This is a genomic window from Pseudomonas sp. S2_B07 (genome assembly GCF_054668435.1).
Map to the genome: position 1 here is coordinate 6,073,691 of NZ_CP162769.1, position 24,597 is coordinate 6,098,287.

The window sequence follows — 24,597 nt, forward strand, 5'->3', positions numbered from 1 at the left end:
CGTGCGCTGCCTTCATGTGTCGAGCACCGACAGTCAACGGCTCTACAGGCGGCCGTGAAACGCCGCGTCGAAAATCTCTGCCGCACCGGCCTTGGTCAAGGGCAGCGGGTTGCCGCCGGCAGAAGGGTCGACCACGGCCATGTCCGCGATCAGATCAGCCTGTCGATCGTCCACGCCCAACTCGAACAGCGTGTGTGGCACGCCGATGTCTTTGCGCAGCTTGAGGATGAAGGCCAGGAAGCTGTCGAAGCCGGGGGAAGGCAAACGCAAATACGCGGCCAGGCGGGTGATGCGTTCTTCGATGGCCGGGCGATTGAATTTCAGGACATAGGGCATGAAGGTCGCATTGGTCATGCCGTGATGGGTGTCGTACAGCGCGCCCACCGGATGTGAAAGCGCGTGCATTCCGCCCAGGCCTTTCTGGAACGCGGTGGCGCCCATCGCCGCCGCCGCGAGCATGTTCGCGCGCGCTTCCAGGTCGCCCGGCGTGTGCACGGCGCGCACCAATGCGTTGGCCACCAGGCGCATGCCTTCCACGGCGATGCCGTCGGCCAACGGGTGAAAACCGGGGGCGCAGTAGGCTTCCAGGCAGTGCGCCAGGGCGTCCATGCCGGTGCCGGCGGTGATTTTCGCCGGCATGCCGACGGTCAGTGCCGGGTCGCTGATGACCACGCGCGGCATCATTTTCGGGTGGAAGATGATGCGTTTGGTGTGGGTCGCCTCGTCGATGATCACCGCTGCACGCCCGACTTCCGAGCCCGTGCCCGCCGTGGTCGGTACCGCAATGACCGGGGCGATGCGGCGTTCATCGGCGCGGGTCCAGTAGTCGCCGATGTCTTCGAAATCCCAGACCGGCCGCGTCTGTCCGCTCATGAAGGCGATGAGCTTGCCCATGTCCAGGCCGCTGCCGCCCCCGAAGGCGATCACGCCATCGTGGTTGCCGGCACGCCAGGCATCCAGGCCTCCGGCAAGGTTGGCTTCGACCGGGTTGGGCTTGAGGTCGCTAAACATCGCCGCACCGAGGCCCGCTGAGCGCAAGGCGTCGAGGGTGGCGAGGGTCATCGGCGCACGCGCCAGGCCACTGTCGGTGACCAGCAACGGGCGCTGAATGCCCTGGGCGCGGCAGGTGTCGGCGAGTTCGGCGATGCGGCCGACACCGAAGCGGATGCTCGTGGGGTAATTCCAGTTCGCGGTCAGGCTCATGGCTCAGATCTCGTGGCGCAAATGGAAGGATTTGGCGCGGGTCAGGTGTTCATAACCGAGGCGCGACAGGGTGACGCCGCGTCCGCTGTTTTTTACCCCGGTCCAGGCCAGGGCCGGGTCCAGGTAATCGCAGCGGTTCATGAACACGGTGCCGGTGTCGATTTCATTGCCCAGGCGTTCGGCGGCGGCCAGGTCCTGAGTCCAGATCGAGGCACTGAGCCCGAATTCACTGTCATTCATCAGGGCGATGGCTTCGTCGTCACCGTCCACCGGCATGATGCCGACCACCGGACCGAAGCTTTCCTCGCGCATGACCGACATTTGATGAGTGACATCGACCAATACTTGCGGCGCGAGGTAGGCGCTGCCCGGTTCGTCAGCGGCAAATGCCGTGGGTTCAATCAGTGCCATGGCGCCTTGGGCCAGCGCTTCGGCGATCTGGCCGCGCACGAAATCAGCGGCGGCCGGGGTGACCAAGGGGCCGAGTGTGGTGGCTTCATCCAGCGGGTTGCCCAGCACGTATTGGCGAGTCAGGGCGGCGAAACGTTCGATGAAGTCCGGGTAGATTGTCTTGTCGACGTAAATGCGTTCGATGGCACAGCAGCTTTGCCCGGAATTGAAGAAACTGCCGTCCACCAGGTTTTCTACCGCGTGTTCAAGATTGGCATCGGCGCGCACATAGGCCGGGTCTTTGCCACCGAGCTCCAGGCCGACGCCAAGGAAGCGCCCGGTAGCGGCGGTTTCCATGGCCTCGCCAGCGCCAACGGAACCGGTGAAATTCACTTGCTGCACGCGTCCGGAGCCAATGATGTCGGCGGTCTGGCGGTGATCGAGCAGCAGGTTGTGAAACAGACCGGGCGGCAAGTTGGCATTGGCCATGGCCTCGGCGAACCGTTCTCCCACCAGCAGCGTTTGCGACGCGTGTTTGAGGATGACGCTGTTGCCGGCCATCAGCGCCGGAATGATCGTATTCACCGCGGTCAGGTACGGGTAATTCCATGGCGCAATGACCAGCACGGTCCCCAACGGATCACGTTGAATGTACCGACGAAATCCGCTGACGGGCGTGGGTTCAATCGTCGCCAGGGCTTCAGGTGCAATGGCGATCATGTGCCGGGCACGCTCTTCGAAACCGCGCAGTTCACCCGCGCCAAAGCGTACCGGGCGCCCCATTTGCCAGGCCAGTTCTCGCACGATGTCAGTTTTCATCGCCAGCATCGCGTCCACCACCGCACTGCAAAAAACCGCGCGCTCGCTCAGTGGCCGGCGTTTCCACTGTGCCTGGGCGGTGGAGGCGGCGGTCAGTGCCTGTTCGATCTGCGTGGCGTCGGCGTAGCGGCGCTCGGCATACACCCGGCCATCGACCGGGGAAATGAGTTGGATGGTTGCCGTCATGCTGACCTCAATAGCGCTCGAAGCCGCGCTGCAGTTCCCAGTCGGTGATCCGCCGGTCGTACTCTTTCTGTTCCCATTCGGCGGTGTGCACGTAGTGGTCGATCACCTCGTTGCCGAACGCTTCGCGCAACATGCTCGAGCTCTGGAGTGCGGCGCTGGCTTCGCGCAAGGTCTTGGAGACTTCGGGCAAATGGTCATCGACGTAAGCGTCGCCTTCAAACGGCGGGGCGAGGGTGAGCTTCTCGTCGACCCCGGCCAGGCCCGCCGCGATCAGGGCTGCGAAGGCCAGATACGGGTTGAGGTCGGCGCCGCCGATGCGGCATTCGATGCGGATGGATTTGCTGCTTTCGGCACACAGCCGAAAACCGGCGGTGCGATTGTCGCGGCTCCAGACCGCCCGCGTCGGTGCAAACGTGCCGGCCTGGAAACGCTTGTACGAGTTGATGTAGGGCGCGAGAAAACAGGTGATGTCGTTGGCGTACTTGAGCTGACCGGCGACCCAGGAGCGCATCAGGTTCGACATGCCGAATTCGGCTTTGGCATCGAAGAACAGCGGCTTCTTGCCGTTCTTGTCCCACAGCGAATTGTGGATGTGGCTGCTGGACCCGGCGGCGTCATAACGCCACTTGGCCATGAACGTGATCGCCTTGCCTTGCAGTTGCGCGATCTCTTTGCAGGCATGTTTGATGATGACGTGGTGGTCGGCCATGGTCAGGGCATCGGCGTAGCGGATGTTGATTTCTTCCTGGCCGGGGCCCCATTCACCCTTGGAATTTTCCACGGGAATGCCGCTGGCCTGCAGGTGCTTGCGAATCGCCCGCAGCACCGGCTCTTCGCGGGTGGTCTGCAGGATGTTGTAATCCTCGATGTAATGGCCGGCGGTTTTTGGCTTGTGGTAGTTGCGCTTGTGGATCGCCTCGTAGCTCTCGTCGAACAGATAGAACTCCAGTTCCGAGGCGAACATGCCGGTATAGCCACGCTCGCGCAGGCGTTCGATCTGCTTCTTCAGGATCGCCCGCGGGCTGTGCGGCAAGTCGCGGCGATGGTGGTGATCGAGCACATCACAGAGCACCAGCGCCGTGCATTCCAGCCAGGGCACCCGGCGCAGGGTGGACATGTCAGGCTTGAGCACAAAGTCGCCATAGCCTTTGCTCCAACTGGCAGCGGCATAGCCCGGCACGGGCTCCATGTCGATGTCGTCGGCCAACAGGTAATTGCAGCAGTGGGTTTCTTCATGGCCGCTGTCGATGAAAAATTCGACCTGGAATCGTTTGCCGACCAGACGTCCCTGCATGTCGACCATGCAGACCAGGACGGTATCAATTTCGCCGGCAACGGCGGCACGCTTCAGTTCATCAAAGCTGAGAAGGGGCTCGGTCATCACGTCAGTCCTGCGTGAACAGTGTGGGCCTGTCTGAAATAGCTGTTGCAGACGCTCTTCAGAAACACCCAAACCCTGCCGGAGCGAGCATCGTGCGCAATAAGCTGATCCTTAGCTTAGCCTACTGTTGATTTGTGCAAGTTTTGATGGAGTTGGCGATACGCAGCCACCAATTGATCCAGCGAGAACGCCAGATTCCGCCCACTCGGATTGGGCAAAATCCAGACCTTGGCGTTGCCGAAGGTCTTGGGTTGAAGGCCCCAGGCAATGTCTCGCTGGCCGGTTAACGCGCTGTAGGCGGCCTTGCCGAGAAACGCGACGACACGGGGCGCATGGCGCAGGATCTTCTGTTCGAAGTCGGCAGCGGCGGCGATGAATTCGTGCAACGACAGCTGATCGGCGCGCGCTGTAGGCCGGTCGACCACGGCGGTCAATCCGCAGCGGTACTGCAAGAGGGTCCGGTCGTTTTCCGGGCGCACCTCCTCGGGGGTAAACCCGGCAAGGTGCAGCGTGCGCCAGAAACGATTGCTCCGGCCCGCAAAGTGATGCCCTTGGGCGGCGGCCGTCATGCCCGGATTGATCCCGCAGAAAATCACGTCGAGCTGATCGGCCAAAATGTCTTCAAGTCCTTCACCCGCCATAAAGCCTCTCAACCGCAGATCACGTTGACCGCGTTGCGTGCCAGTTCGGTCAGTTCCGCGCGGGATTTTCCTGCACGCGCCCGGATGGAAATGCTGTGCAGCAGGGAGGAGGCGAGCACGGCGAGGGCGGCCGGGTCGACGTTGTCTTTGAGTTCGCCGGCAGTCACGGCCGTTCGCAGACGCGCTTCGAGATCGGCGTCGAGTCGGCTCAGACGGTCCGACAGCACCTCACGGATTTCAACATCCTCGACGGCTTCGGTGGTGGCCGTGCCAATCGCGAAGCAGCCGCGGGGTTGGCCGTCTCCCGAGAAGTAGATTGATAGCTGCCCCTCATAGAAACGCATCAACGCCTCGCTCAAGGTCAGTTGGCTGTCCGTCAGCGCCGCGTGCATGTCGGCGGCGGCAAATTCCCAGTACTGCTCAAGCGCCTTGATGTACAGCGCGTGTTTGTCACCGAAAGCGGCATACAGGCTCGGGCGGTTCATGCCCGCTGCGGTGGCGATGCTGTCCAGCGACGCGGCGGAATAACCAGTACTCCAAAACACACCAAGCGCTTGCTGCAGTGCGGTCTGTGGGTCGTAGGCGCGTGGGCGTCCACGTCCTTTTGCTTCGGTAATCTTTTTTTGTGCCATGGCGTACAAAATCCTTGTGTGAAGGTAAGTCGAGGCATATTCTTACACCATCGCACAAAATTAAGGAACCAGAAGTTCCTCAATTTCAGGTTTGTTGAAGCAGCGCTCGAACGGGGTATAGCGGCGACGAAACAGGGTGCGGCGGAGTGATCCTTCTGACTGCGCACGGTATGGCTGTTTTTTATGGGTATTAGCCCCTGACTTCCCGGTTAAAGGTGTTTTCGATCATGACTAAACAGTTCGATATCCCGGCTTCACAAACCTTTGAGCACCCAGGGCCAAACCCGACAGCGCCCAACAAAAAAACGCTTAAAGAAACCGTACGGCCCCTGTTGATGGTGGGTGTCCCGGCGCTCTTCGCCGCGATCGGATACGCCCACTATGTTGCTGGCGAGCCTTACATCTCGACCGATAACGCCTACGCCCGAGTGGCCAAGGCCTCGATCAATGCGCGCACCTCGGGGCAGGTCATCGAGATCGCAGTCGAAGACAACCAGCCCGTTCGCAAGGGCCAGGTGTTGTTCCGCATCGACCCCAAACCCTTGCAGATCGCCGTTGACCGCGCACAAGCCCAGTTGAGCGTCGCGCGGTTGCGCATCGATGGGCTCAAGGCCAGTTACCGCCAGCAACAGGCTGAACTGCAATCGGCCAAAGAGTCGGCCGACTTTGACCAAAAGGAATTTGGGCGCAAGAAGGCACTGGTCGCGTCCGAGTTCGTGTCGAAGTCGATTTATGAGCGCGCCGACACCGACGTGAAAGTGTCACGCCAACGTATTGCCTCCATCGAACAACAGATCGCCAGCACCGTGGTCGCGTTGAATGGCAATCCGAACATCGAGGCCGACAGCCACCCGGCCGTCCGCGAGGCCAAGGCGCAACTGGATGAAGCCCAGCTCTACCTCTCGTACGCCACGGTGTATGCGCCGGACGACGGCATCGTCGCCAAGGTCGATGATTTGCAGGTGGGTAATTTCGTCAACAACGGCGCGCCAGCCTTTGCGCTGTTGTCCGATCGCGAGGTGTGGGTGGAAGCCAACTTCCGCGAAACGGAGGTGACGCATATGCGTCCGGGTCAGGCCGCGACCATTCATCTCGACACCTACCCGGATCACGAATTCAAGGCCCACGTGATCAGCATGAGCCCCGGTGCCGGTTCGGACTTCGCCTTGCTGCCGCCGGAAAATGCCACCGGCAATTGGGTCAAGGTGGTGCAGCGGGTGCCGGTGCGACTCGAACTCGACGAGCTCGACCCGCAGATGCCGCTCTATTCGGGGATCAGTGCCACGGTCAAGGTCGATACCGGGCACCGCACGCCATGGTGGCAACCGCTCAAGGCGCTGTTGACCGCAGGAGCTTCCTGATGAACACCACTCCCGCGGGTTCATTGAGGTTGGCCGCATTGCTCGCGACGTATATGCAATCGGCGAACCTGCCTCTGCCCAATGCCGTGCTCAGACATATTCAAGGCAGTATGTCGATGACCGACGACCAGGCGGGGTGGATTTTCACCTCGTACCTTGCAGCGAGCGCGATCACCATGCCGGTCGCGCAATGGCTGGCCGGGCGTTATGGCTTGAAACGGGTGTACCAAACCGCGCTGGCCGTGTTCGTCCTGGGCTTGTTGCTCGCCACCCTGGCTTCGACGCCGCTGGAGTTTATCGGCGCGCGGATTTTCCAGGGCCTGGCGAGTGGCGTGCTGGCGCCGTTGTCGATGGCGATTGCCCTGGAAACATTGCCACTGGAGAAACGCGCGAAGTTCGGCGCGACGTGGACCGCCATCGTGCTGTTGGGCATCGTCAGCGGCCCGAGCATCGGCGGCTGGGTCGCCGAACATTTTGGCTGGCGCCCGATCTTCTACATCAGCCTGCCGCTGTCGGCGTACATCTTCCTGGTGATCGCATTGTTGCTCGCCGAGAAGAAGGCCGAGAAACGCCCGACGTTCGATTTCTTCGGTTTCGGCACCTTCACGCTGGGGCTGATCAGCCTGCAAATGTTGCTCGATCGTGGGGAACGCCTGGACTGGTTTGCCTCGACCGAAATCTGGCTGGAAGCGATCGGCTGTGCACTCGGGCTCTACCTGTTCCTCGTGCATGTGTTGACCGCGAAGGTGCATTTTCTCAACAAGCGTTTGTTCAGCGACCGCAACTTCGTGTTGTCGACGGTGATCTTTTTTGCGGTGGGTTTCGTGCTGCTGTCGACCATGGCGCTGACGTCGCCGATGCTCGATGAAATCCTCGGCTACCCGCCGGACACCACCGGTTCGCTGACCATCCCGCGGGGCATGGGCCTGGTTGGTGCATTTCTGTTGATGGGGCGTGTTCCGGAGCGTTTCGACCGTCGACTGTTCGTGGCGGCGGGCGTGGCCATCGTGGTGTATGCCAACTGGCTGATGCTCGGTTATTCGCCGCTGATGGACGGGTGGCCGGTGGCGCTGGCCGGGGCGATTCAGGGCATCGGCATCGGCCTGTTGATGCCCTCGCTGACCAAGGTTGCGTTCAGCACGCTCGACCCGACGCTGCGCCCGGAAGGCACCGGTCTGTTCAATCTGTCGCGTGTGTACGGCAGCACCCTCGGTGTGGCAATCGTGCAGTTGTATTTCTACAACAACACCCACGCGATGCACATGGCGCTGGCCAGCAACCTGACGCCGTATGGCGCGGCGGCGCATTCGGCGGCGACGTCCCTGCAAGCCATGGCGGGGCTCAACGAAATGATCACCGGCCAGGCGGCGTTTATCGGCGTGGTCGGCCAATTCAAGATTTTGATGTTCGCGATGCTGGTGGTGAGCCCACTGGTGATCTTTCTTCGCAAGCCTGTTGCGACCAACTAGTTTTCGTGGAGTTTGCCTCATGAAATCCAATGCGCGTTTCATCAACAGACAACTGATCAACACCACGTTCGGCGCGGTCGCGGTGCTGGTGTTCCTGACCGCTTGCACGGTCGGCCCCGATTATCAAATGCCTGCGCCGAGTCCGTCGCAACACTACGATCAACAGGCCGAGCAGCGTCTTGGCCAGCGCATCGATTTGGGCAAGAAGGTCAACGGCGACTGGTGGACAGCGTTTCGTTCGCCCAAGCTCGACGGCGTTGTGCGCCGGGCCATCGAAGGCAATCTGGAACTCGTCGCGGCCGATGCCACCATTCGCCAGGCGGCATCTTCCGTCGCGGCGGCGCAAGGGGTGCTGTATCCGCAGGTCGATTTTGCTGCCCAGGCCGGTCGTCAGCGTACGCACAACGGACCGCAGCCCGTGGTTTCCAACTTTTATGCCATCGGGCCTCGGGTCGGTTTCGACCTGGATGTGTTCGGCGGCAACAAGCGCCAGGTTGAACAACAGCAAGCATTGACGGCGTTTCAGCAACATCGCTACGAAGCGGCGTACCTGACCTTGACGGGCAATGTCGCCAGCCAGGCGTTGTTGATGGCCTCGGCGAATGCGCAGATCCAGGCCGTGGAAAAACTGCTGGCCAATGACAGCAAAAACCTTGAATTGGTGCGCATGGCCCATGCCAACGGCAGCACCACGCAGATCGATGTGTCGCTGGCCGAAACCCGGTTCGCCCAGGACCGCACGCTATTGCCGCCTCTGGCTCAGCAACGTGATTCGGCCCGGCATGCGCTGTCGATTCTGACCGGCAAAGGCCCGGCCGACTGGATCGCGCCGGACTTCGACCTGAGTGAATTTGCCTTGCCGGCCAACGTGCCTGTCAGTCTGCCCTCGGAAATGGCCCACACCCGGCCGGACGTTTTGCAAGCCGAAGCGCAACTGCACATGGCCAGCGCCGCCGTCGGTGTCGCGACTGCCAACCTCTATCCCCATGTGGAGCTGTCCGCGTTTCTCGCACAGTCGGCGTCCGGTAATGGTGGCGCCGCGCTCTGGGGCTTCGCCGCCGGGGTGGCGGGGCCGATCTTCAATGGTGGAACCCTCAAGGCTGAACGCCAGGCGGCGGTCGATGGTTACAACGCATCGCTCGCTGACTACCAGCAGACCGTCATCCAATCGTTCGGTCAGGTCGCCGACACGCTGCAAGCCATCAACCATCACGCCGAAGAAAACCTCGCCCAGGAAGATGCATTGCGCGCCGCCGACAGCAGTTTTCGCTTGAACCAGCAAGCGTACGCCCAAGGCGAGAACAGCATTCTCCAGGTGCTGGAGGCCGAGCGCGCCTATGAGCAAGCGTTGTTGGGACAGATCAGGGTGAAGACCGCGCAGTACCTCGACACCGTCCAGCTGTTTGTCGCCCTGGGTGGCAATTCGGTTGGCGTGTTTGAGCAGCGAGTCGCCAGTCGCGAAGCATCCAAACGTTCATATCAGTAAAGGCTGCGGCCTCAGAGAGTGGAGTAACGACATGACCTACGAAGCCTTTCACGACGAACTTCGCGAGACAAAATTTGCACTGAACCACGGCTCGGCCGAGATGCCAGCCGTGGGCTTTGGCACCTTGTTCCGCGACCTCAGCGTCACCACCCAAGCGGTCACCCACGCGCTGGAAACCGGTTTCCGTCATTTCGACTGCGCCGAGCGTTATCGCAATGAAGAAGCCGTGGGCGTGGCGTTCAAGGCCTTCATCGACTCGGGCAAGGCCCGGCGCGAAGACCTGTTCATTACCACCAAACTGTGGAACACCAACCATCGTCCCGAGCGCGTGTTGCCGGCGTTCGAGGCCAGTTGCCGGCACCTTCAAGTGGATTACGTTGACTGCTACCTGATCCACACGCCGTTCGCCTTTCAACCCGGTGATGACCAGGAACCCCGAGACCCGTTCGGCCACATGATCTATGACTCGGGCGTGACCTTGATCGAGACGTGGCGGGCGTTGGAACAGCTTGTGGATGAAGGGCGCTGCAAATCCATCGGCTTGTCGGACATCACCCTTGAGGCGTTGAAGGCGATTGTCGAAGTCGCGCGGATAAAACCTGCCGTGGTGCAGGTGGAATCCCACCCGTATCTGCCGGAATGGGAGCTGCTGGAGTTCTGCAAACTGCACGGCATCATCGTCCTCGCGTTTGCGCCGCTCGGTCATGGCATGCAGCCTGCGGTGCTGGAAGATCCGGTGCTGACCGGCATCGCCAAACACCTGCGCAGAACCCCGGCTCAAGTCGCCTTGGCCTGGTCGGTGCAGCGCGGTGTGGCGTTTCTGACCACGTCTGCGACACTGAGCCATATTCAGGAAAACTTTGACATTACCACGCTGCCGCACCGGGCCATGCTTGAGATCAAGGAGGACATCACGACACGGGTGCGCTTCAACTCGGTGGTGGAAACTGGTATTCCGGGCTTTATCCCGGGCAAAAGGTAACCCATGCTAGCGCGGCGGCCTGATCTCAGGCCGCCGCTTTTTTTTGACTGGTCAATTGTGCGCCGAGGCAAAACCGATGGATGTTTTCCAAACCATGCGTTGTTTCATCGCCGTGGCCCAGAGCGGCAGCTTCACGGCCGCAGCGGCGATGCTGGACACCTCGACCACTAACGTGTCCAAAGCGGTTTCCAGCCTGGAGGCGCGGCTGCAAACACGCCTGATCAACCGCACGACCCGACGTCTGGCCCTGACCGAGGCGGGCCTGCGCTATTTGCAACGCTGCGAGAAGATTATCGAGGAGATGCGCGAAGCCGATGAAGAAGCGGGGACGGCGCAAACCAGGCCCGTGGGTCGGCTGAAAATTCATGCGATGTCCGCCGTGGGCAATCACTACGTGATCAACGCCATCGCTCGCTACAGAGAGACGCACCCTTCGGTGATGTTTGATTTGACCCTGACCAATCGGCTGCCGGACTTGCTGGAAGAAGGCTATGACATGTCGATTGTGTTGGCGCGGGACTTACCCGATTCAGGCTTTGTCGCGCAGCGGCTGGGCATTACCTACAGCATTCTTTGCGCTTCGCCCGCGTACTTGAAGAAACGCGGAATTCCCCACGCACCGGTTGCACTGGGCGCACATGATTGCCTGCGGATTGTGAATACTGTGATGCCGGCGGAGAACTGGGTATTCGAAGGGCCCGAAGGCGTGGAGACGGTGAGCACACCGATGTCGCCGTTTCACGTCAACACCGCCGACGCGATGACAGTGGCGATCAGCAACGGAATGGGCATCGGCATTCAACCGATTGCGTCTGCCGTGGAAGGTTTGAAAGCGGGGACCTTGGTGCGGGTGTTGCCTGAGTATCGTTTCGAAGAACTGAATGTGTTCGCCATCTATCCGTCACGCAAATTCGTCGATGCGAAAATCAAGACCTGGGTGGATTTTCTCAAGGATTACATTCCGGTCCTGTTGGCCTCCGATGAGAAAATCGTCGGTTCAAGCAAAAACAGGTAAACGCCGGTGCCGCCGGTATGGAGTGTCGACCCTCCATCGTCTGCACGGTATTCAACCGTTGGAACAGCCGGTGCCCATGACTTGGTATTGCAGGACGTGCTGTTGACCGCGGGAGTCTTCGTAGGTCATTTGCGCCGGTACCGGGCCACACTCATCGCCGACGTCTGACACGCTGATGACGCGTTTGATGTCGAGGTGGGTGTCGTAGGTGTAGGTTTCAACCGGGCTGTTGGCCGTTGCGGCCTTTGCAGAACTATCGTCAGCGAAGGCGGGGGCGCCGAGACTGGCCAGTGTCAGCAGAAGCGCGAATTTCGAAAGTTTCATGGCGTTCACCGTATCGTTTGAGGAGGGTTGGTTTTCTACCTTGTGAGCGGTTGGTAAATGCTCACCGGGCAGGAACGATGCTAGGGGTTTGCCCCGGCCTCAAACAGCGGTCGGAAGGACAAACACTGTTGCTGTTTTGCGCATGAATGCAGGGCTTGTGGACGCCATCGCTGGCCTTGTGGCATGGTCGAAAAAAATGCCAGGCAGCCTACAGGATCAAGATGATGGAGGAGGGGAGTGAGGTCGGCGGCACACCGTCGATGGCGACGCTGAAGGCATTCAATCAGTGTGTGTTGCACCTCGGGCGACTGGCTCGGGAGCGCGGCGCTTCGCAATTCATCGAAGACGGGCTGCAAGCCTTTCGCTCATTGGTGCCGTTCGCGTCGGCGTGGTGGGGCGAGATGTCCACGTCGGATGCCCATGTGGCGCCGAAAAGCTGGATGCACGGGCGCATCGACCTGCCCGAGTCGTTTGCCGCCGAATGGCACAAGAGCGCAGGCAGCGACCGGTTCTCCCATGACACCTTGAGTCAACCCGGCGCAGTGGTGCGTGACAGTGGCTACACCGATCCCCATGTAGAGGTCGACGCGTTCGCTCGCCGTCATGACCTCTACCATGTGATCTGCATCACCTTCGAGTTGCCCGAAAGCGGTTTGATGTTTTTTGTCTGCCTGTATCGCGGCGAACACGCGCCGGGGTTCAACGACAGCGAGGCCGCATTGTTTTCGGCCTTCTGCGATCACCTGTTGCAGCTGTGGCGCTTCCAGGTGCAGGACATGATCCGCATCGACACCGGTAACGGTGCCAGCGACTTTGGCGTAGCGCGCATGGACGGCACGCTGCTGTACGTCGGCGCCAGTCTGTGTGCGGCGATCCAGCGCGAGGTGCCGGGGTGGAGCGGTTCGATGCTGCCGGCGCAAGTGATCGCGCAACTGCCAAAAGCGCCGAGCGTCATGCGTCTGGGCCGTTGTGCGCTGACCCTCAGCCCGAATGGCAAGCACGTCATTCTGTCCCTCGAAACGCAGTCACGCGGCGTGGTGCTGGCGCCACGGGAGCGGACGGCGGCGATGCTGTTCGCGGCCGGTCACTCGTATAAAGAGATCGCCAAGATCCTGGGCTTGAGCCCTGCGACGGTGCGCACTTATCTGCGCAACTGCTATTTGCAGCTCGGCGTGAAAAGCAAAGTCGAGCTGGGCGCTGTCTTGTCTGCACAGGCAACCCGCCGCGAAGCCCTCTGAATCACCGCCCCCTCCTCATTTGTGGAGGTCCATCCAACGCCCGCGCACGCTAGGGTATGCCTTGCATATCAGGGGCTTGCGCGCAGGCTGTTCGGGCCTCTTCCAAAACTATAAAAACAGAGGTGAGGCAGTTGAAATTCTCCAGGCTTTTTGTCGCCATTGCGGCAACCACGGCATTTTCCGGTCTGGCGCTGGTGGGGTGCCAGACCCAGGGTTCGACCCCGGCAGACATGGTCATGCGCAACGGCTATGTCTACACCGTCGATGGCCAGAACTCGGTGCAGCAGGCAATTGCCGTCACGGGCGGGAAGATCGTCTACGTCGGCAACGATGAAGGGGCGGCGTCGTACATCGGCAAACAAACGCAATTGATCGATCTGGCGGGGCGCATGCTGATGCCGGGCTTCATCGATGCGCACATGCACCCCGGTGACGGCGGCCGCGCCATGACGTTATGCGACCTGAAATACCAGACCATGACGCGCAAGGAATTCCAGACCACCATTCAGGCGTGCCTGGATGCCGACAAGGGCAAGGGGCCTGATGTCTGGCTCGAAGTCGGCAGCTGGGACCGGATGGGCATGGACGGCCTCGACGGCGACCCGGACAAATCGACGCTGGACGCCCTCAAGACCGACCGGCCGATTCAGGTGCGCTCCACCGATTTCCACACCGTGCTGACCAACTCGCGCGGCCTGGCCGTCGCCGGCATCAGCAAAAACACCGCCAACCCCGGGGATGGCAAGTACGTGCGCGACAGTGCCGGCAACCTCACCGGCATCTGCGAAGACGGCGCGGCCGACGCGATGGCCGCCGTGGTGCCGCCGGCCACCGACGCGGAAAAACTCAACCAGACCCGCGCGGCGCTCGACGCCATGCGCCAGCAAGGCATCACCAGTTTCTTCGATGCCTTGTCGGGGCCGGAGAACGGCAAAGCCTTCACCACCTTGCAGCAGTCGGGTGAACTGACCGCCCGGGCCTTGCTGGCGATCAAACTGGACCCGGCCGCCGCTGCAGCCGACCCGGCGAAAACCATCGCCGAGGCCAAGGCAATGGCCGCGACCTACGATCAGGGCGAAGCCAAAGTCGCGCCCGGCGTGAGCATGCGTCACGTCAAATTGTTCATGGATGGCATCATCAATGCCCCGGCGGACACCGGTGCGATGTTGACGCCGTACCTGCGCAACGCCGGCACCGAGAAGGCACCAAAATGGGCGCCGGGTAAAAACGTCGGTGAGCTGTATTTCCCGCCGCAAGTGCTCAAGCCGCTGCTGTTGCAAGCGGTGCAGGCCGGCCTCGATCCGCACCTGCACGCCACCGGCGACCGCGCCGTGCGTGACTCACTCGACGGCATCGAATACGTGCGCCAACAATTGCCCGGCAATGGCTTTCGCCCGACCGTCACCCACAACGAGTCCGTGGACCCCGCCGACTATGGGCGCTTCAAGGCCCTCGACGTGACCGCCAACATGTCCTTCCAGTGGGCGCAGCAGGCACCGTCCACCGTTGACGGCACCAGCGATCACCTCGGGCCTACTCGATTTTCGCGTATGGAGCCTTCGGGCAGCATCGCCCGTGCGGGTGGTCGCGTGGCCTATGGCAGCGACTGGCCGGTTGATCCGCTCGATGAGTTCCTGGCACTGAAAGTCGGTGTCACCCGTTCCGGTGATCCGACCAATCCGCACAGCTATGGCCCCCAATACGCGGGTCGCCTGAATGCCGACCCTGCGTTGTCCCGTGCCGAAGTGCTGCGCACCATCACCGTCAACGCCGCCGAGCAACTGAAGCTGGAGAACGTCGTCGGTTCGGTCGAGGTGGGCAAGTTTGCGGACCTGATCGTGCTGGATAAAAACTTCATGCAGGTGCCCGAGGATGAGTTGGCCCGCAACAGCGTGTTGATGACCGTGGTGGGGGGCAAGATCGTGTGGGCCAAGGCGCCGTTCGTAGGCCAAGTGGCCATGACCGAACAACAAAAATAACCCACGCCTACTAATGCCGATCAGCTAAACAATTTCAGCTTCAACACAATTCTGTAGCAGCTGGCTGAACTGTTCGGCATGGTTTCTACCTTTGAAGAGAATAAAAATAATGACTCAGCTCCACGATAATCAGCAACGAAGTCCCCTGATTGAGACCCGCTCGATCGATTTCATCCCCGAGGCCGAGCGTCATGGCAGCCTCTACAGCCAGTTCACCCTGTGGCTCGGCGCCAACCTGCAAATCACCGCAATCGTCACCGGGGCGCTGGCCGTGGTGTTGGGCGGGGATGTGTTCTGGTCATTGATCGGCTTGCTGATCGGCCAGTTGCTCGGCGGTGCGGTCGTTGCCTTGCACGCGGCCCAGGGCCCGAAACTGGGTCTGCCGCAGATGATCTCCAGCCGTGTGCAGTTCGGGGTCTACGGCGCGGCGATCCCGATTGTGCTGGTGTGCCTGATGTACCTCGGTTTCAGCGCCACCGGCGCGGTGTTGTCGGGGCAGGCGATTGCCCAGTTGATCAGCGTCAGCGACAGCACCGGCATCCTGATTTTCGCCGCGTGCATCACGTTCCTGACGATCTTCGGCTATCGGGTGATTCACTTGGTGGGGCGTGTGGCCAGCGTGCTCGGCATCATCGCCTTCGCGTACCTGTTTACCCGCTTGATGACCCTCAACGACATCGGCCTGCTCCTGGAAAACCGCCACTTTGGCTGGAGCACTTTCCTGTTGGCAGTGTCGCTGTCGGCGTCCTGGCAGATTGCGTTTGGCCCGTACGTGGCCGACTACTCGCGTTACCTGCCGAGCAAAACGTCGTCCTGGAAAACGTTCACCGCCGTTGGCCTCGGGACCGTGCTCGGCGCCCAGGCATCCATGGTGCTGGGGGTGTTTGCCGCCGCACTGGCCGGTGCCAACTTTCGCGGTCACGAAGTGGCGACCATCGTCGGCCTGGGCAGTACCGGGGTGATGGCGTCGCTGCTGTACCTGAGCGTGGTGTTCGGCAAAGTCACCGTGTCCACTCTTAACGCCTATGGCAGCTTCATGTGCGTGGCCACCATCATCAGCGGTTTCCGCAGTCGCCTGGAAATCACCGGCCGCCAGCGCATGCTGTTTGTGCTGCTGATCGTCGCGGCATCGACCACGCTCGCGTTGGTCGGCCAGTACTCGTTCCTCAACTCCTTCAAGTACTTCATCCTGTTTTTGCTGACGTTCTTCACCCCGTGGAGCGCGATCAATCTGGTGGACTACTACTTCATCAACAAGGAGCGCTATGACATCCCGGCCTTGTCCGACCCGGCCGGGCGTTACGGTCGCTGGAACGTGTTGGGGATCAGCGTGTATGTCAGCGGCGTGTTGATCCAGCTGCCGTTTGTCGACACGCATTTCTACTCCGGGCCGATGGTTTCGCAACTGGGCGGCGTGGATATTTCCTGGATCGTCGGGCTGGTGGTGCCGGGTGTTCTTTACTACCTGCTGGCCAGGAAATCGGCGGTGGTTGTGCCAGCGGTACGAAGCACGAAGGCCTGACCGACAGGGGCGACAGTGCAGGGATCGTCATTGCACTGTCGCGGGCACTTGGTGAAGCACCTGTGCTGATTTCGTCACTCCCTCCGTGCAAACCCATCAAGCCCTGTCGCCTCGAATAGACCACCCTGACCGGTCTGTTCAAGGAGATGACCATGATCCGACTGACCCTGATCGAAGCCCACGCGTTGGCCGAATCGATCCTGTTGCACAACGGTTTTAACCTGGCCCATGCGCGTGCGGTGGCGACGACGGTGACGGCCGGCGAGCGCGATGGCTGTGCCTCCCACGGTTTGTACCGGGTTCTGGGGTGCGTCAACTCCCTGCGCGCCGGCAAAGTCTCGGCCACGGCTGAACCCGAAGTGATCAACCAGGCGCCCTCGATTGTGCGGGTGGATGCCGGTGGCGGTTTTTCGCAGTTGGCGTTTCAGGCAGGTTTGCCGTTGCTGACGGAGAAAACCCGAGCCAACGGGATTGCGGCGTTGGCGATCAATCACTGTGTGCATTTCTCGGCGCTGTGGGTGGAGATCGAGCAATTGACTGCTGCCGGACTGGTGGCGCTGGCGTGTAATCCAAGTCATGCCTGGGTGGCACCGGCCGGTGGGCGCTTGCCGGTGTTCGGCACCAACCCCATTGCCTTCGGCTGGCCCCGTCAGGGACAGGATCCGTTCGTGTTCGACTTCGCCACCAGCGCCATCGCCCGTGGCGACATCGAACTGCATCGTCGTGCTGGCAAAGCGATTCCCGAGGGCTGGGGCGTGGACGCGCAGGGGCAACCGAGCACCGATGCCAACGTCGTCCTCGACAGCGGCGCGATGCTGACATTCGGCGGGCACAAGGGCTCGGCGCTGGCGGCCATGGTGGAGCTGATTGCCGGGCCGTTGATCGGCGACCTGACCAGTGCCGAATCCCTGGCCTACGATGCGGGCAGCAAATCGTCGCCGTACCATGGGGAACTGATCATTGCCCTGGACCCACGACGCTTTTTGGGGGATTCGACAGAGGTGCATCTGGCCAGGGCCGAAGCGTTGTTCCAGGGGATTGAAGGGCAGGGCGCACGTTTGCCATCTCAACGCCGATACGAAGCGCGGGCGCGTAGCCTGGTGGAGGGCGTGCAGATTCCCGAGGCGTTGTATAACGACCTCATGGCATTGCTGGCTTGATTCAAAAACTGTGGGAGCGAGCTTGCTCGCGATGGCGGCGGCACAGCCCACATCTCTGTTGACTGACACTGCGCTATCGCGAGCAGGCTCACTCCAACAAGGTTTTGGGTGTTTTTCAGATCGGGTTTCGGTGGGTGTTGCCGTCGATTAGCCGCGCGATGCCCAGTGGGTTGGCGTTTTTCAGTGGGGCGGGCAGCAGCGCGTCCGGGCAGTTCTGGTAGCACACCGGGCGCAGGAAACGTTCGATGGCCAGGCTGCCGACCGAGGTGCCACGGGCATCCGAGGTGGCCGGGTAGGGGCCGCCATGCACCATCGCATCACACACTTCGACGCCGGTGGGGTAGCCATTGAACAGCACCCGGCCGACCTTTTGTTCCAGCAGCGCCAGCAACTCTGCATGTTCATGCAAGTCCTGGGGTTCGCCAATCAGGGTGGCGGTGAGTTGACCGTGCAAGCTGTTCAGCGCTTGGCGCAGTTCGGCCTTGTCGGCCACTTCGACGAGGAGGGTGGTCGGGCCGAACACTTCTTCCTGTAGCAACGGATCACCTTCAAGCAACAGACTCACGTCGGCCTTGAACAGATGCGTGCGCGCCTGATTGCCGTGTTGTTCATGGTCGGTCAGGTGGGTCACGCCTGGGTGATTAATCAAGGCCTGCACACCTTTTTCGTAGCTGCGCAGGGTGCCGGCGTTGAGCATGGTTTGCGCCGGTTGTTCAGCCAGCCGCGCAGTCAGGGTCTCAGTGAAGGCGCTGAATTGCACGGAGCGCATACCGATGACCAATCCCGGATTGGTACAGAACTGGCCGCAGCCGAGCACCACAGAGGCGGCCAGTTCATTGGCGATGTTCTCGCCGCGAACATCAAGGGCTTCGGGCAACACCACGACCGGATTGATGCTGCTCATTTCCGCAAACACCGGAATAGGCTGTGGACGTGCGGCGGCCATGTCACACAACGCCCGGCCACCGTTGAGCGAACCGGTGAACCCGACGGCCTGGATCGCCGGATGCTTGACCAGCGCTTCACCCACGCCCGCGCCGTAGATCATATTGAACACACCCTGGGGCATGCCGGTCTGTTCGGCGGCGCGGATGATTGCATCGGCCACTTGTTCGGCCGTAGCCATGTGTCCGCTGTGGGCCTTGAACACCACCGGGCAACCGGCGGCCAGGGCCGCTGCGGTATCGCCGCCAGCGGTGGAGAACGCCAACGGAAAGTTGCTCGCACCAAACACTGCCACGGGGCCGACGCCAATCTTGTACTGACGCAGGTCGCTACGGGGAAGCGGTTGACGGTCGGGCAAGGCGCGGTCGATGCGTGCGCCGTAAAAATCACCGCGTCGCAGGACTTGGGCGAACAGGCGCATCTGGCCGCTGGTGCGCGCGCGTTCCCCCTGTATCCGTGCGCCAGGCAGTGCGGTTTCGTGGGTGACCAGGGCGACGAATTCATCATCCAGCGCATCCAGTTGTGCGGCGATGGCTTCGAGAAAATCCGCACGGCGTGCCGCTGGCATCGTGCGAAAGACCGGGAATGCAGCGGCAGCGGCCTCAGCGGCGGCGTGCACTTCGCCTTCGGTGGCTTGCACGAAAGCGTAGGGCAGCGCCTCGCCGGTGCTGGCGTCATGGCTGTGTAACGTGAGGCTGCCGGCGGCACTGCGTGTGCCGCCAATGTAGTTGTGGCCGAGGATCTGGGGCATGAAAACTCCTGTCAGGCAAAAAGGTAATACATCCCCTGTGGGCGCGGGCAAGCCACGCGCCTACAGGTTTTGGATTCACGCCAGCGAATCGCCTCGACGCGGGCTAACGTGAGCGGCGTTATCCAGTGCAGCCATGCGCGCCGCGGACTCGGCATCCACCGCGTGCAGCGACTTGCCGCGGGTTTCCCGGGTCAGCCCCACGGCAATGACAGAGATCAGCGAGGCACCGACCAGGTACCAGGCGATGGGCGTCGAGCTGTGGTACTTGTTGAGCAGCGTGATCGCGATCAGCGGAGCGAGGGAACCGGCGAAAATCGGCGCCACCTGGTAGCACAGCGAAAGGGCGGTATAGCGCACGTGCGTCGGGAACATCTCGGCCATCAGCGCCGAATACGGGGCATAGGTCATCGACTCGATGGCCAGGCCCAGGGTAATGGCCGCCATGATCAGCCAGTTGTTGCCGGTGTCCATCATCGGGAAGCCGACGAACCCCCAAAATGCCGTAAGCACCGCGCCGACCAGATACACCGGTTTGCGCCCGACGATGTCCGACAGATACCCCATCAACGGGATCATGAAGAAGTGCAGCAAGTGAGCCCCGAACATCAGAAACAGAATCTCTGAAGTGTCCTTGTGCACCACCAGCTTGAGGTAGGTGATCGAGAACGTCACCACGGTGTAGTAGAGGATGTTTTCGGCAAAGCGCGCGCCGATACCCACCAGCACCGAACGCCAGTGGTGACGCAGCACCTCCACCACGCCCAATTGTTGTTGCTTGGTGTGAGCCTGACGCGCCTGGGCTTCCTTGAAGATCGGTGCGTCATCGACGCTGGTGCGAATCCAGTAGCCGATCAACACCACGACCGCCGAGAACCAGAACGCCACGCGCCAGCCCCAGGCGAGAAATTGTTGCTCCGACAGGTTCGACGACAACAGCAGCAGGGCGACGGTCGCGACCAGATTCCCGGCTGGCACACCGGCTTGCGGCCAACTGGCCCAGAAGCCCCGGCGATTGTCCGGGCAGTGTTCGGACACCAACAGAATCGCGCCGCCCCACTCACCACCAAAGGCGAAACCCTGAATCAGCCGCAACAGCACCAGCAACACCGGTGCCGCGTACCCGATCTGATCGAAGCCGGGCAGGCAACCCATCAGGAACGTGGTGATGCCGACCACCACCAGGCTCAGTTGCAGCAGGCGCTTGCGGCCGAATTTGTCACCGTAGTGACCGAACACCAGCCCCCCCAGCGGGCGGGCGAGAAAGCCCACGGCGTACAGCGCGAACGCGGCGATGATGCCGTCGACGGGGCTGTCGGTCTGGCGGAAGAACAGTTGGCCGAAGACCAGGGCCGAGGCCGTACCGTAGAGAAAGAATTCATACCACTCGGCGACCGTGCCGGCCATGGCGGCGGCCACGACGCGCTTGAGTCCGGAGGGCGAGGTTGCGCGTTGAGTGTCTTGATGATTGGGCATGCTGACGTTTCCTGTAGAGGCACAAAAACAGGCAGCCGGGCCGGGCCTCCAAGGCCCGCCCGGCACTCACTCAGAGACCGACGTCCGGCAGCTGCGGACGGTTCGCCAGGGCTTTGGCCATGATCTGTTCGACGAACAGGCGATCTTCGTCCGGCAAGGCCAGGCGTGGCGGACGGGTCAGCGCGCTGCCGCGACCGGCAATGGCTTCACACAGTTTGATGCACTGCACCAGGTCGGCACGGGCATCCAGGTGCAGGATCGGCATCAGCCATTCGTAGATCGGCATGGCTTCGGCAAAACGCCCGGCCTTGGCCAGACGGAAAATAGTTTCACCTTCTTTCGGGAACACGTTGGACATGCCCGAGACCCAGCCTTCGGCGCCCACGGCGATGCTTTCCAGCACCACGTCGTCGAGCCCCGCGAACAACACGAAGCGGTCGCCGACTTCATTGCGCACGTCGATAAAACGGCGGGTGTCGCCGGAGGAATCCTTGAAGCACACCACGTTGTCGCAGTCGGCCAGGGAAATCAGGATGTCCGGGGTGACGTCGTTTTTGTAGATCGGCGGGTTGTTGTAGACCATCAACGGTACGTCGGCATGCTTGGCCACGTAGCGGTAGTGCTCGGCGGTTTCAAACGGCTTGGAGCTGTAGACCAGCGCCGGCATCAGCATCACGCCATCGACGCCCACCTTGCGCACGGCGTTGGCCACTTTGGCCGCTTGCACGCTGGTGAATTCGGCCACGCCACAAATCACCGGCACCCGGCCGCGAGAGGCATCGACCGCGACTTCGGTGACGGCGATTTTTTCTTCGGCGGTCAACGAGGTGTTTTCACCCACCGAACCACACACCACCAGGCCCGACACGCCATCGCGGATCACGTTGGAAATCACCTGATGGGTCTTGTCCAGGTTGATGGTGAAGTCATCGTTGAATTGAGTGGTCACCGCGGGGAAGACGCCACTCCAGTTAATACGCTTGCTCATTTGTTGCCTCCGGGTCGTTAATTGTATTTCGTATACGATATTTAAAATGAAAAGATTCGGCCAGTGCTATTTCGGTTTTTTCAGGGGATTTTGTAGCCGTTGGTCCGGGTGTTTGGGATTAAGCCCCCGGCCAGGTATCGGACAAGCGATAGCCCTGCGGCCATGGATCGCTCGGATCGAGCAGCAATTGGTGAGTACCGGTGATCCAGGCCCGCCCGGAAATGCAGGGGTAGATGGCCGCGCGGCCGGCCACTTCGGTCAGCGAATCAATGCGGCAGTGGAACTCGGAGCCGATGATCGAACGACCGATAAACCGTTCGCCCACCTGCATCAAGCCCTTCGCGTGCATCACGGCCATGCGCGCCGAGCAGCCAGTGCCGGTAGGGGAACGGTCGATTTTGCCGGGTTGAATCACCACCGCGTTGGCGCCGGTGGCAATGCCGTTCTCATGGACGATGGGCGCCGCGATCTGGCAGAAGGAAATATGCGACCACTCCGGATTCAGCGGATGCACGAAGCCCAATTGTTCGTTGGCGGCGCGGGTGATTTTCAGCCCGACCGCGACCAGATCGGCGGCCTCGTCGGGTCGGATGGAAAAGCCCAGCCCCTTGGCATCGGCGATTACGAAACTGTCGCCACCGTAGGCGGTATCGACCTTCAATGAACCGATGCCCTCGACTTCAATCCAGGCGTCCAGGCGGTCGGCGAAGGAGGGTACGTTTTTGATTTCCACCCGTTCAACCTTGCCGTCACGGCAATCGGCGACGGCCTCGATCAGCCCACCGGGGGCTTCCAGCACCAGCCGGGTTTGCGGCTCGGTCATCGGCAGGATGCCGCTGTCGAGCAACACCGTGGCCACGCACAGTGAGTTGGAACCGGACATCGGTGGCGTGTCCGCCGGTTCCATGATGATCCAGGCCATCTGCGCCCGCGGGTCCTTGGCCGGCACCAGCAGGTTGACGTGGCGAAACACGCCGCCGCGCGGTTCGTTGAGCACGAAATTGCGCAGGGTTTCGTCCTTGGCGATCCAGCGTGATTGCTCCCACACGGTGGCACCGGGGGGTGGGGCGACGCCGCCGACGATCACGTCACCGACTTCGCCTTCGGCGTGGCAGCTGACTACATGAATGACTTTTGATGAGCGCATTGCCTGCTCCTTGTTTTGTCTGTTCGGGCCCCATCGCGGGCAAGCCCGCTCCCACAGGTATCTGTGTTGGTCACCCACTTTGCGGACACCACCAAACCCTGTGCGAGCGGGCTTGCCAGCGATGGGGCCATCCGCTATTTCACCGATTTAAGAAACGCCGCCGTCTCCGCATGCACCGGATTGCCAATCACCTGATCCGGCGACCCAATCTCATGCACCAGCCCATTGCGAAAGAACGCCACCCGGTCGGACACATCGCGGGCAAAGCGAATCTCATGGGTCACCAGCACCATGGTCATGCCGTCTTCGGCGAGCATGCGCATGGTGTCCAGCACTTCGCCCACCAGTTGCGGGTCGAGGGCGGAGGTGGCTTCGTCGAACAGCATGTAGTCCGGCGACATCGCCAGCGCGCGGGCGATGGCCATGCGTTGCTGTTGACCGCCGGAGAGCTTGCCGGGGAAGGTCTTGAGCTTGTCGCCCAGGCCGACATGGGTCAGTTGTTGCACCGCCAGTTCCTCGGCTTCAGCCTTGCTTTTGCCCAGCACTTTGCGCGGCGCCAACATGACGTTTTCCAGCACCGTCAGGTGCGGAAAGGCATTCCATTGCTGGAACACGATGCCGATCTTCTGCCGCAGACGGTTGAGGTCGGTGGCGCTGTCATGAACCTCGACACCGTCCACGCGGATGTTGCCTTTCTGGATCGGCTCCAGGCCGTTGATGCACATCAGCAGCGTGGATTTGCCGGAGCCGGAGCCGCCGATGATCGACACCACCTCACCCTTGTTCACGGTCAGGTTCACGCCCTTGACCACTTCGAGGTTGCCGAACGATTTGTGTACGTTGTCGATCTCAATCATTTTCCTGCCACCTTCTTTCCAGACGAGCGCCGAGGCGAGCAACCACCAGGCTCATGACGTAGTAGATAAGGCCCGCGATGCACAGCACCAGCAACGGTTCCTGAATGCGGGTGACGATGGTTTGTGAGGCGCGCAGCAGTTCGACGATGCCGATCCACATCACCAGCGCGGTGTCTTTCATCACCCCCAGCACCAGGTTCAGCCAGCCGGGGAAGGCGACGCGCGTGGCCATCGGCAGGACGATCCAGCGCAGGTCCTGCAAGAAACTCAGGCCCAGTGAACGACTGGCCCGGCGTACCGTGAAGGGCACCGCCAGCACGCCGCCACGCACGATCTCGGTGAAGTACGCGGCGGTGTACACGCCGAGCACGATGCAGCCGACGCTGAAGGCGCTGATGTTCAGGCCGACGATGCTTTTGAGTGAGTTGAACAGCACGAACTGGATCAACAACGGCACGCTGCGAAACACGTCCAGCACCCAGGCCAGCGGCAAACTGGCCCGTGGCAACAACGCCCGCAACAAGCCGAACAGCAGCCCGGCGATGGAGCCGAGGATGATCGACCAGAACGTCAATTGCAGCGTGACCCAGGCGCCATTGAGCAGGAACATCAGGTCATTCGAGGAAAAACCGGTGGCAAACATGGACA

General features: G+C 61.5%; 21 protein-coding genes. 9 read left to right on the forward strand and 12 right to left on the reverse strand.

All coding sequences use genetic code 11. The annotated features are described in order from the left end of the window. Positions 1-42 precede the first annotated feature (42 nt). The 5 genes from AB4N43_RS27920 to AB4N43_RS27940 all read right to left on the reverse strand — a co-directional run bounded on the left by AB4N43_RS27920 (position 43) and on the right by AB4N43_RS27940 (position 5,252). A complete protein-coding gene (locus AB4N43_RS27920) occupies positions 43-1,203 on the reverse strand; it encodes an iron-containing alcohol dehydrogenase (protein WP_460152387.1) in 1,161 nt (386 codons plus the stop codon). 3 nt (positions 1,204-1,206) lie between these two features. Beyond that, the gene (locus AB4N43_RS27925; RefSeq protein WP_460152389.1) at positions 1,207-2,598 is read right to left on the reverse strand and encodes an aldehyde dehydrogenase family protein; all 1,392 of its coding nucleotides are present in this window, start codon (positions 2,596-2,598) and stop codon (positions 1,207-1,209) included. Positions 2,599-2,605: 7 nt separating this feature from the next. Continuing rightward, positions 2,606-3,979 (reverse strand): glutamine synthetase family protein, encoded by a 1,374-nt coding sequence (locus AB4N43_RS27930; protein WP_410922674.1) that lies wholly within the window; start codon positions 3,977-3,979, stop codon positions 2,606-2,608. A gap of 116 nt (positions 3,980-4,095) precedes the next feature. Next, complete coding sequence (gene mug, locus AB4N43_RS27935) at positions 4,096-4,620, reverse strand: G/U mismatch-specific DNA glycosylase (protein WP_027924807.1); 525 nt, start codon at positions 4,618-4,620, stop codon at positions 4,096-4,098. Positions 4,621-4,628: 8 nt separating this feature from the next. Continuing rightward, entirely contained in the window at positions 4,629-5,252 is a 624-nt protein-coding gene (locus tag AB4N43_RS27940; protein WP_027924806.1) for a TetR/AcrR family transcriptional regulator, read from the reverse strand. Positions 5,253-5,479: 227 nt separating this feature from the next. Here AB4N43_RS27940 and AB4N43_RS27945 point away from each other — a divergent pair, with 227 nt between their 5' ends. The 5 genes from AB4N43_RS27945 to AB4N43_RS27965 all read left to right on the forward strand — a co-directional run bounded on the left by AB4N43_RS27945 (position 5,480) and on the right by AB4N43_RS27965 (position 11,565). Further along, positions 5,480-6,613, forward strand: coding sequence for an HlyD family secretion protein (locus tag AB4N43_RS27945; protein WP_059182651.1), 1,134 nt, complete (start codon positions 5,480-5,482; stop codon positions 6,611-6,613). Further along, complete coding sequence (locus AB4N43_RS27950) at positions 6,613-8,082, forward strand: DHA2 family efflux MFS transporter permease subunit (protein WP_027924804.1); 1,470 nt, start codon at positions 6,613-6,615, stop codon at positions 8,080-8,082. Before AB4N43_RS27945 ends, AB4N43_RS27950 begins: the two co-directional genes overlap by 1 nt. Before the next feature lie 19 nt (positions 8,083-8,101). Further along, positions 8,102-9,568: an efflux transporter outer membrane subunit gene (locus AB4N43_RS27955; RefSeq protein ID WP_460152391.1), complete on the forward strand. Its 1,467-nt coding sequence runs from the start codon at positions 8,102-8,104 to the stop codon at positions 9,566-9,568. A gap of 31 nt (positions 9,569-9,599) precedes the next feature. Next, the gene (locus tag AB4N43_RS27960; RefSeq protein WP_460152393.1) at positions 9,600-10,550 is read left to right on the forward strand and encodes an aldo/keto reductase; all 951 of its coding nucleotides are present in this window, start codon (positions 9,600-9,602) and stop codon (positions 10,548-10,550) included. Positions 10,551-10,626: 76 nt separating this feature from the next. Then, positions 10,627-11,565, forward strand: a complete 939-nt coding sequence (locus tag AB4N43_RS27965; RefSeq protein WP_027924801.1) for a LysR family transcriptional regulator — start codon at positions 10,627-10,629, stop codon at positions 11,563-11,565. Positions 11,566-11,616: 51 nt separating this feature from the next. On the opposite strand, the gene AB4N43_RS27970 is transcribed toward AB4N43_RS27965, so the two are convergent. Next, on the reverse strand, positions 11,617-11,889 hold the full coding sequence (locus tag AB4N43_RS27970; protein WP_059182654.1) for a DUF2790 domain-containing protein: 273 nt from the start codon (positions 11,887-11,889) through the stop codon (positions 11,617-11,619). A 224-nt stretch (positions 11,890-12,113) separates the two neighbouring features. Here AB4N43_RS27970 and AB4N43_RS27975 point away from each other — a divergent pair, with 224 nt between their 5' ends. From AB4N43_RS27975 to AB4N43_RS27990, 4 genes are all read left to right on the forward strand, one after another. Further along, a complete protein-coding gene (locus tag AB4N43_RS27975; protein WP_027924799.1) occupies positions 12,114-13,127 on the forward strand; it encodes a helix-turn-helix transcriptional regulator in 1,014 nt (337 codons plus the stop codon). Positions 13,128-13,258: 131 nt separating this feature from the next. After that, positions 13,259-15,106 carry an amidohydrolase gene (locus tag AB4N43_RS27980; protein ID WP_027924798.1) on the forward strand — a complete coding sequence of 616 codons (1,848 nt, stop codon included), beginning with the start codon at positions 13,259-13,261 and terminating at the stop codon, positions 15,104-15,106. A gap of 109 nt (positions 15,107-15,215) precedes the next feature. Then, positions 15,216-16,628 (forward strand): purine-cytosine permease family protein, encoded by a 1,413-nt coding sequence (locus AB4N43_RS27985; RefSeq protein WP_027924797.1) that lies wholly within the window; start codon positions 15,216-15,218, stop codon positions 16,626-16,628. A gap of 152 nt (positions 16,629-16,780) precedes the next feature. Continuing rightward, positions 16,781-17,788: an Ldh family oxidoreductase gene (locus AB4N43_RS27990; RefSeq protein ID WP_027924796.1), complete on the forward strand. Its 1,008-nt coding sequence runs from the start codon at positions 16,781-16,783 to the stop codon at positions 17,786-17,788. Positions 17,789-17,903: 115 nt separating this feature from the next. Here the strand turns inward: AB4N43_RS27990 and AB4N43_RS27995 are convergent, their stop codons facing one another. The 6 genes from AB4N43_RS27995 to AB4N43_RS28020 form a co-directional block, all read right to left on the reverse strand. Then, on the reverse strand, positions 17,904-19,484 hold the full coding sequence (locus tag AB4N43_RS27995) for an aldehyde dehydrogenase (NADP(+)) (protein WP_027924795.1): 1,581 nt from the start codon (positions 19,482-19,484) through the stop codon (positions 17,904-17,906). A 75-nt stretch (positions 19,485-19,559) separates the two neighbouring features. Further along, the gene (gene abaF, locus AB4N43_RS28000) at positions 19,560-20,957 is read right to left on the reverse strand and encodes a fosfomycin efflux MFS transporter AbaF (protein WP_460152397.1); all 1,398 of its coding nucleotides are present in this window, start codon (positions 20,955-20,957) and stop codon (positions 19,560-19,562) included. Between the two features lie 70 nt (positions 20,958-21,027). Further along, complete coding sequence (locus AB4N43_RS28005; RefSeq protein WP_027924793.1) at positions 21,028-21,945, reverse strand: dihydrodipicolinate synthase family protein; 918 nt, start codon at positions 21,943-21,945, stop codon at positions 21,028-21,030. Between the two features lie 118 nt (positions 21,946-22,063). Next, positions 22,064-23,092 (reverse strand): trans-3-hydroxy-L-proline dehydratase, encoded by a 1,029-nt coding sequence (locus tag AB4N43_RS28010; protein WP_027924792.1) that lies wholly within the window; start codon positions 23,090-23,092, stop codon positions 22,064-22,066. 134 nt (positions 23,093-23,226) lie between these two features. After that, on the reverse strand, positions 23,227-23,949 hold the full coding sequence (locus AB4N43_RS28015) for an amino acid ABC transporter ATP-binding protein (protein ID WP_027924791.1): 723 nt from the start codon (positions 23,947-23,949) through the stop codon (positions 23,227-23,229). Continuing rightward, a complete protein-coding gene (locus AB4N43_RS28020) occupies positions 23,942-24,592 on the reverse strand; it encodes an amino acid ABC transporter permease (protein WP_027924790.1) in 651 nt (216 codons plus the stop codon). Before AB4N43_RS28020 ends, AB4N43_RS28015 begins: the two co-directional genes overlap by 8 nt. Positions 24,593-24,597 lie beyond the last annotated feature (5 nt).

Bases quoted from the DNA above. Each gene is read 5' to 3' on its own strand.
- AB4N43_RS27920 (WP_460152387.1), bottom strand. From the start codon at position 1,203: ATGAGCCTGACCGCGAACTGGAATTACCCCACGAGCATCCGCTTCGGT.
- AB4N43_RS27925 (WP_460152389.1), bottom strand. From the start codon at position 2,598: ATGACGGCAACCATCCAACTCATTTCCCCGGTCGATGGCCGGGTGTAT.
- AB4N43_RS27930 (WP_410922674.1), bottom strand. From the start codon at position 3,979: ATGACCGAGCCCCTTCTCAGCTTTGATGAACTGAAGCGTGCCGCCGTT.
- mug (WP_027924807.1), bottom strand. From the start codon at position 4,620: ATGGCGGGTGAAGGACTTGAAGACATTTTGGCCGATCAGCTCGACGTG.
- AB4N43_RS27940 (WP_027924806.1), bottom strand. From the start codon at position 5,252: ATGGCACAAAAAAAGATTACCGAAGCAAAAGGACGTGGACGCCCACGC.
- AB4N43_RS27945 (WP_059182651.1), top strand. From the start codon at position 5,480: ATGACTAAACAGTTCGATATCCCGGCTTCACAAACCTTTGAGCACCCA.
- AB4N43_RS27950 (WP_027924804.1), top strand. From the start codon at position 6,613: ATGAACACCACTCCCGCGGGTTCATTGAGGTTGGCCGCATTGCTCGCG.
- AB4N43_RS27955 (WP_460152391.1), top strand. From the start codon at position 8,102: ATGAAATCCAATGCGCGTTTCATCAACAGACAACTGATCAACACCACG.
- AB4N43_RS27960 (WP_460152393.1), top strand. From the start codon at position 9,600: ATGACCTACGAAGCCTTTCACGACGAACTTCGCGAGACAAAATTTGCA.
- AB4N43_RS27965 (WP_027924801.1), top strand. From the start codon at position 10,627: ATGGATGTTTTCCAAACCATGCGTTGTTTCATCGCCGTGGCCCAGAGC.
- AB4N43_RS27970 (WP_059182654.1), bottom strand. From the start codon at position 11,889: ATGAAACTTTCGAAATTCGCGCTTCTGCTGACACTGGCCAGTCTCGGC.
- AB4N43_RS27975 (WP_027924799.1), top strand. From the start codon at position 12,114: ATGGAGGAGGGGAGTGAGGTCGGCGGCACACCGTCGATGGCGACGCTG.
- AB4N43_RS27985 (WP_027924797.1), top strand. From the start codon at position 15,216: ATGACTCAGCTCCACGATAATCAGCAACGAAGTCCCCTGATTGAGACC.
- AB4N43_RS27990 (WP_027924796.1), top strand. From the start codon at position 16,781: ATGATCCGACTGACCCTGATCGAAGCCCACGCGTTGGCCGAATCGATC.
- AB4N43_RS27995 (WP_027924795.1), bottom strand. From the start codon at position 19,484: ATGCCCCAGATCCTCGGCCACAACTACATTGGCGGCACACGCAGTGCC.
- abaF (WP_460152397.1), bottom strand. From the start codon at position 20,957: ATGCCCAATCATCAAGACACTCAACGCGCAACCTCGCCCTCCGGACTC.
- AB4N43_RS28005 (WP_027924793.1), bottom strand. From the start codon at position 21,945: ATGAGCAAGCGTATTAACTGGAGTGGCGTCTTCCCCGCGGTGACCACT.
- AB4N43_RS28010 (WP_027924792.1), bottom strand. From the start codon at position 23,092: ATGCGCTCATCAAAAGTCATTCATGTAGTCAGCTGCCACGCCGAAGGC.
- AB4N43_RS28015 (WP_027924791.1), bottom strand. From the start codon at position 23,949: ATGATTGAGATCGACAACGTACACAAATCGTTCGGCAACCTCGAAGTG.
- AB4N43_RS28020 (WP_027924790.1), bottom strand. From the start codon at position 24,592: ATGTTTGCCACCGGTTTTTCCTCGAATGACCTGATGTTCCTGCTCAAT.